The sequence below is a fragment of the Pseudoalteromonas sp. SG45-5 genome (assembly GCF_014164085.1).
Classification (GTDB): Bacteria; Pseudomonadota; Gammaproteobacteria; order Enterobacterales; family Alteromonadaceae; genus Pseudoalteromonas; species Pseudoalteromonas aliena.
Genome location: NZ_JACJEM010000097.1, coordinates 1 through 6,954 on the forward strand (window position 1 = coordinate 1; position 6,954 = coordinate 6,954).

Genomic DNA, 6,954 nt, shown 5'->3' on the forward strand with positions numbered 1-6,954 from the left:
GATTTTCAGTGAAAACAAGGCGAACTTACGCGTCAATAGCTGGCCTATTGCAAGTAAATTCAACGTAGTTAGCGCTGAAAATAGCTGCTCGAGATAGATTTATTATCCAGAGTTCAGGTTATTTACATATTATCGCTATAATTGCTCACTAATTTATTGCCGTTAGTATTATTAAAGTGATTACAGAGTTAGTAAAGCTAGGCTTTTGCATATTAATACATTGAATTAAAAGACACTAATAATACTAAATTACGGACTTGAACGTGTGATATGTAATTGGCTGCATTTTTTTGTTGAATCACCGCAGTTTCCTCATTAAAAAAAAATTACTTGATATAATTTATATAATTAACGCGTTTGTTAGAGATTTTTATGTTTGCAAGTTTATTATTTTTATCTGCAAGTGTGGCGTATGACGCACATTTGCCTCCTCTCATAAAGTGGCAAGGCCAAAGCGTAGAGCTTTTACAAAAACAGGGTCCATTGACAACTGACTTTGAGTTGTCTGGCGGTGAAATTTCACCTGATTATGCAGGAACTATGGCATTTGTAGATAGGCTTGTTGCTGCAAACCCCACCCAATTTAAATCGCAAACAATAGGCTATAGCAATAGTAAACGTGCAATTAAAATGCTAGTTGCAAGTGAACAAGGTTTTTTTGAAGCCGGTAAAATGGCTAATAGCACTAAGCCAACTATTTTTATTCAAGCAGGGATCCATGCGGGAGAAATAGACGGCAAAGATGCCATGTTTATGTTACTTAGGGATATTGCGATAGGCAAACGCCGCGATATTCTAAAAAAGGTAAATATCTTATTTATTCCTATTTTGAATGTAGATGGGCACGAACGCAGTAGTGTATTCAATCGGATCAACCAGCGTGGCCCTGCTAAAATGGGCTTTAGAACAAATGCGAACAATCTTAATTTAAATCGCGATTTTGCTAAATTAGATACTCCAGAAGTTAGAAGTGTTTTAAAGGTTATTAACGACTATAACCCAAATTTATACATTGATGTACATGTAACCGATGGCGCAGATTACCAATACGATGTGACTTATGGCTACAATCCGGTCTTTTCAAGCGAATCGCCAGCGGTATCTGATACATTAAATCAGTTTTTTAAACCGGTGATTGACAATACGCTGGCTGAGCAAGGGCACACACCTGGGCCACTTGTTTTTGTTATGGATAAGCGTGACTTTAAAAAAGGCCTCGCGGGATGGGTTGCAACACCTCGTTATTCTAACGGTTGGGGTGATTTAAAGTCTCTCCCTACTATTTTAGTAGAAAACCATTCATTAAAGCCTTATAAACAGCGTGTATTGGGTACGTATGTGTTTTTAGATGGCATAATTAATGCACTTTCAGCGCATAGTCACGAGTTAGCTAATGCAGTAAAAAAAGAACAAGAATTTGTTCCTAAACAGTTAATAGTAAAGCGTGGCTATGCCAAGCAGGCTGACACTATTGCACAGTTTAAAGGTATTGAATATTCATCAAGCATGAATGCACTCTCAGGTCAAAATGAAGTGAAGTATTTAGGTAAAGCACATACATATATTGACTTACCTATTTATTGGCAAAAAGATGTAGAGCACACGGTTGAAGTACCTAAGGCGTTTTTTATTCCACCAGTGTACAGTGACATTATTGAGAAATTAAAGTTACACGGTGTTTCTGTTAATAAACTAGAAGGGGCAAATACACAGCCTTTAAAAGTGGCTAGGGTAACAGAGCACTCGTTTGATAAAGCGCCCTTTGAAGGTCGCTTTAGAGTGTCGGCTAGTTTTGATTATTTGCCTGTCATCAATATCGATTTGGATGGTTGGTATCAAGTAACAACGCAACAAAAAGCAGGTGAGTTAGCGGTGCATTTGTTGCATCCGGAGGCACCAGATTCATTTTTTGCGTGGGGTGAATTTAACACCATTTTTCAGCGAACAGAATACATGGAGAATTATGCGTTAATTCCATACGCTCGTAAAATGCTAAAAGATAAGCCAACGCTTGCACTCGCGTTTGATAAAAAAATTAATGACGACAAGGCATTTTCTCTAGACCCTGATGCACGTTTAAATTGGCTGTATGAGCACAGCCCTTTCTATGATCAAGCCTATTTAAAATACCCAATACTTATGTCGTTCGAAGAAAAGGTTGTGATACCTGATCAAAAAGATAAAGAAATATAATATGAAGATCATAAGGATTCCTGTCACACCCTTTGCTCAAAATTACCGTATTATAGCTTGCTCAGAGACTAAGCAAGCTGTTGTCGTCGAGCAAGGTGGTTATTCCCATAAATAGTCGATAATGCAGCATAAATGCCAAACATGCGCTGCCCTTTGAGCTACTTTCTTATCGCTATAATAGATCACTAATTTAATGCAACTGGTATAACACGACAGTGGGCGATGAAAAAAACACTAATCCATTTGTAAGTGGGCTATATGGTTAATGCCTATTCATGTTTGAGTTAAGAAAGTAACTTAGAAAAGATAAAAATAAGCAGACTGTTTTTTAAAATAGCTGTATAATTTAACCAGTTTATTTGATAAATAAGAAATAAAATGTCTCTAAATCACGTAGATCGCCAAATTTTGGCACTTTTACAACAAGACGCTAGTTTATCTACTGCAGAAATAGCGGATAAAGTTGGCTTATCACAATCTCCTTGTTGGCGTCGTATCGCGAAGCTTGAGCAAGATGGTTATATAAAAAGCAAAGTTGCTCTTTTAGACGAAAAGAAACTTGGTTTTGATATGCTCGTTTATGCTCACGTACGTTTATCTAATCACGGGAAAAAGAATCTTGCCGAGTTTGAAAAGCTGATCATGAGCTATGATCAAGTAACCGAGTGTTACACTATGGCAGGAACAATGGACTTTATGTTACGAATTATCTCACAAGGTATTGAAGGTTATGAGCACTTTGTTCGCGATAACCTATTGAGCTTAGAATATGTACAAGAAGTACATTCCAATGTGACAATGACGTGCGTAAAACGCAGCACAGCCCTTCCTCTATAAAATATATTTCTGTTAGGTTAAACACCGTTTAGCCTAACAATACAATGACAATTGTTAACTGGGCGCTAATTTGATAGAATTTGGCGCTTTTTTAATACCCATTACACCATTTGAGGAACTCAATGTTTAACTTACTCAGTAGGGCGCCAAGCTCTGCTAAAAACGATATTCTCTCTGGATTAACCGTGGCGCTTGCCTTGGTACCAGAAGCTGTTGCGTTTGCCTTTGTTGCAAATGTAGAACCTTTAGTTGGTCTATATGCCGCGTTTATCGTTGGTTTAATCACGGCTATATTTGGCGGTCGCCCTGGTATGATTTCAGGTGCTACTGGCGCATTGGCTGTAGTAATGGTGAGTTTAGTGCTCGACCATGGTGTAGAATATCTATTTGCGACTGTATTATTGATGGGGATACTGCAAATACTTGCGGGTATATTTAAGCTCGGAAAGTTTATCCGAATGGTGCCACACCCAGTTATGTTGGGCTTTGTGAATGGCTTGGCAATTGTTATATTTTTAGCTCAGCTAGGGCAATTTAAAGTACCAGACGGGATGGGCGGACAACAGTGGATGACAGGTAGCCCACTGTTTATAATGCTTGGATTAGTCGCATTAACAATGGCTATCATTCATTTTTTACCCAAGCTAACCACCGCAGTGCCTTCCTCTTTAGTGGCTATTGTAACGGTAACGGGTTTAGTTATTGGTTTTGATTTAGAAGCACACACTGTACTTGATTTCTTAAAAGGAATGACAGGCGATGAAGCCGCTACAATTGCCGGCGGCCTGCCAGAGTTTCATATTCCTATGGTGCCTTTTAATTTAGAAACATTACAAATTATTTTCCCATACGCGCTTATATTAGCGGCAATTGGTTTAATTGAGTCATTATTAACACTTAGCTTAATTGATGAAATAACAGAGACACGCGGTCACAGCAACAAAGAATGTATTGGTCAAGGTGCTGCAAATATTACTTGTAGTATGTTTGGTGCTATGGGTGGCTGTGCAATGATTGGTCAATCTATGATCAACATAAATTCAGGCGGCCGCTCTCGTTTATCCGGTATAAGTGCTGCGCTTATGTTACTTGGTTTTATTATTTTTGCATCAAGCCTAATTGAAATGATCCCATTAGCTGCACTTGTTGGTGTAATGTTTATGGTTGTACTTGGTACATTTGAATGGGCAAGCTTCAAAATGATGAAGCGTGTACCATTATCTGATGCATTTGTGATTGTACTGGTTTCGGGTGTAACCGTTATTACTGATTTAGCAATTGCCGTGTGTGTAGGTGTTATAGTCTCTGCACTTGTATTTGCTTGGCAGCACGCTAAGCATATATATACAACAAACTACATTGATAATGAAGGTGCTAAAGTATATGAACTACACGGTCCATTATTCTTTGGTTCAGTCAAAAACTTCTCTGAGTTATTTGATGTTAAAAATGATCCTAAAGACGTAATAGTCGAATTTAAACATAGCCGTGTTTCAGATCACAGTGCTATAGAAGCAATTGATGCACTTGCTGAAAAATACACTAAAGCGGGTAAGCAGCTTCATTTGCGTCATTTAAGCAAAGACTGTACTCAGTTACTACACAAAGCACGTGATTTAGTAGAAGTGAATGTCATTGAAGATCCAACTTACAAGGTTGCTTCAGACAAGCTTGCATAGTCACCTATTTAATAAATAGTATTAAAAAAGCGAAAGGTCACACCCTTTCGCTTTTTTATTATCGGCGCTATACAACTTTGCGTTAAGGCTCTTAAAAACTAAGACAGTTGGTAGTGCTAAACATTCTGATAAATCTATATAATGTGTAAGTCGAATTAGACTTTAACACTATGGAGTAAACGTAAATTTTGAACTGGCAATCTTTAGTTGATAATCGACAGCGCTTTTTTTGGCTCCTGCAAATTGCAGGCTGGATTGGTTATGCGCTTGTAAATTACATCGGCTCTAAAGTATTTGAAATGCGCGATATCTACGTGTTTGTGATTTTGCTCAATGCTTACGCAGGTTGTTTGATGACTGTCCCACTGCGTTATATATATCGCACGGTATGGAATGCTTCACCTTGGGTGCTTATGGTGGTTGTGTTTGGTGCTTCTTACGTAACAGGCACTTTATGGGCGGTAGTTCAAAAGTTTAATCTGTGGGAAATTTATCGCCATGGTTATAGGCCCGAAGAGTGGTTTTATTATTTACAACAGGGCTTAGACTCGGTTTATATTATATTGTGCTGGAGTGGCTTATATTTTGGTGTTAAGTATTATCAATTGTTGCAAGGTGAGCGTCAAAAAGCGCTTAAAGCAACAACGATGGCACATGAAGCACAATTAAAAATGTTGCGATACCAGCTAAACCCTCACTTTTTATTTAATACACTTAATGCTATTTCAACATTAATTTTGGTTAAAGAAAATAAAGATGCTAATTTAATGGTATCGAAATTAAGTGATTTTTTACGTTATACCTTAAACACGGATCCAATAAAAAAAGTGCCATTAGAGCAAGAGTTACATGCTCTGATGTTGTACTTAGAAATAGAACGTGTACGCTTTGACGAGCGATTAAAAGTAAACGTAGAAGTAAGCGAGCAAGCAAAAGAGGCGCTAGTGCCTAGCTTAATACTGCAACCTATTATTGAAAATGCGATTAAATACGCTATAGCTCATTTATCACATGGCGGCGTAATCGATATAAAAGCACAAGTATTTGCCAATGAACTGCTCCTAGAAGTTGGTGATAATGGGCCTGGCACTGAAATAAAAAATGGTCAGTTGGTTAATGCTCAAGGTGTAGGTGTTGCAAATACTAAAGATAGATTAAAAACGCTCTACGAAAATAACTATTCGTTTGTATTATCACATAATACGCCAAGTGGATTAAAAGTTAATCTGCGAGTACCGTTTGAGAAGGCTGTGAAGAAATGATAAAAATAAAAACACTTATTGTCGATGATGAACCATTAGCACGCAAAGGTTTAGATGTTAGGCTTGCAGAGTTTGCTGACATTGAAGTAATAAAATTATGTAGCTCGGGTGCAGACGCAATAGAAACATGCAAAAGCGAAAAGATAGATTTGGTATTTTTAGACATTCAAATGCCAGGTATGAATGGGTTTGAAGTTGCACGAGCACTTAGCGAAAGCACAAAAGTACTCCCTGCGATTGTGTTTGTAACTGCGTTTGATCAATTTGCAGTGAAAGCGTTTGAAATTCATGCTCTAGATTATATTTTAAAACCCGTTGATGACAACAGACTAAAACAGGCGGTAGAGAAAGTGCATACCTACTTAAAAACGCAGCAAGATAACGCCCATAAGAAAAAATTAGCGAGTTTTGTAGCCGGTATTACTGGTAATAATTGTGAAGAAATACTAAAAAAACTTGCGACAGGTGATACATTAACAGACAGGCGCTACCCAGAATCATTAGCCGTAAAAGAGCAGGGCGAAATAATTCGCGTCCCAGTTGCGACTATTCAATGGGTTGACGCTGCGGGGGATTATATGTGCTTGCATTGTCAAGATGGACAAACGCATATATTGCGTAAAACAATGAAAGAGCTAGAGCAAGAGTTAGATCCTCATTTGTTTGTCCGCGTTCACCGTAGTGCTATTGTTAACACAAAACAAATTAGTAAATTGGTTACACAAGTGAGTGGCGAGTATTTATTAGTACTTGAAAACGGGCAAGAGCTTAAAGTAAGCCGTAGCTACCGAGATAAGGTGAAAGCGGCACTAGCCAGTTAATACCAACCTGCATAAACCCTTGATCAATTTAACGAATTAAATTGCACTATAACGTCGTTAAAAATTTTTTATTTAGAACAACTAGATACAAAAACTTTTGCCTAGTTCTAGCGTAATTTTCTTAACGTTAAATAGACCCCATATATAAGCAGATTGGTATAA

The 6,954-nt window shown here is 37.8% G+C and carries 5 protein-coding genes; all 5 read left to right on the top strand.

What is annotated here, in order from left to right; all coding sequences use genetic code 11:
• The first annotated feature begins 372 nt into the window (after positions 1-372).
• The 5 genes from H5119_RS19515 to H5119_RS19535 all read left to right on the top strand — a co-directional run bounded on the left by H5119_RS19515 (position 373) and on the right by H5119_RS19535 (position 6,792).
• Positions 373-2,193 carry a M14 family metallopeptidase gene (locus H5119_RS19515; protein ID WP_182703419.1) on the top strand — a complete coding sequence of 607 codons (1,821 nt, stop codon included), beginning with the start codon at positions 373-375 and terminating at the stop codon, positions 2,191-2,193.
• A gap of 378 nt (positions 2,194-2,571) precedes the next feature.
• The gene (locus H5119_RS19520) at positions 2,572-3,030 is read left to right on the top strand and encodes an Lrp/AsnC family transcriptional regulator (protein ID WP_077538068.1); all 459 of its coding nucleotides are present in this window, start codon (positions 2,572-2,574) and stop codon (positions 3,028-3,030) included.
• 122 nt (positions 3,031-3,152) lie between these two features.
• The gene (locus H5119_RS19525) at positions 3,153-4,709 is read left to right on the top strand and encodes a SulP family inorganic anion transporter (RefSeq protein ID WP_182703420.1); all 1,557 of its coding nucleotides are present in this window, start codon (positions 3,153-3,155) and stop codon (positions 4,707-4,709) included.
• 188 nt (positions 4,710-4,897) lie between these two features.
• Positions 4,898-5,971 carry a sensor histidine kinase gene (locus H5119_RS19530; protein WP_077538066.1) on the top strand — a complete coding sequence of 358 codons (1,074 nt, stop codon included), beginning with the start codon at positions 4,898-4,900 and terminating at the stop codon, positions 5,969-5,971.
• Entirely contained in the window at positions 5,968-6,792 is an 825-nt protein-coding gene (locus tag H5119_RS19535) for a LytTR family DNA-binding domain-containing protein (protein ID WP_077538065.1), read from the top strand. Before H5119_RS19530 ends, H5119_RS19535 begins: the two co-directional genes overlap by 4 nt.
• The last annotated feature ends 162 nt before the right edge of the window (positions 6,793-6,954 follow it).

Bases quoted from the DNA above. Each gene is read 5' to 3' on its own strand.
- H5119_RS19515 (WP_182703419.1), top strand. From the start codon at position 373: ATGTTTGCAAGTTTATTATTTTTATCTGCAAGTGTGGCGTATGACGCA.
- H5119_RS19520 (WP_077538068.1), top strand. From the start codon at position 2,572: ATGTCTCTAAATCACGTAGATCGCCAAATTTTGGCACTTTTACAACAA.
- H5119_RS19525 (WP_182703420.1), top strand. From the start codon at position 3,153: ATGTTTAACTTACTCAGTAGGGCGCCAAGCTCTGCTAAAAACGATATT.
- H5119_RS19535 (WP_077538065.1), top strand. From the start codon at position 5,968: ATGATAAAAATAAAAACACTTATTGTCGATGATGAACCATTAGCACGC.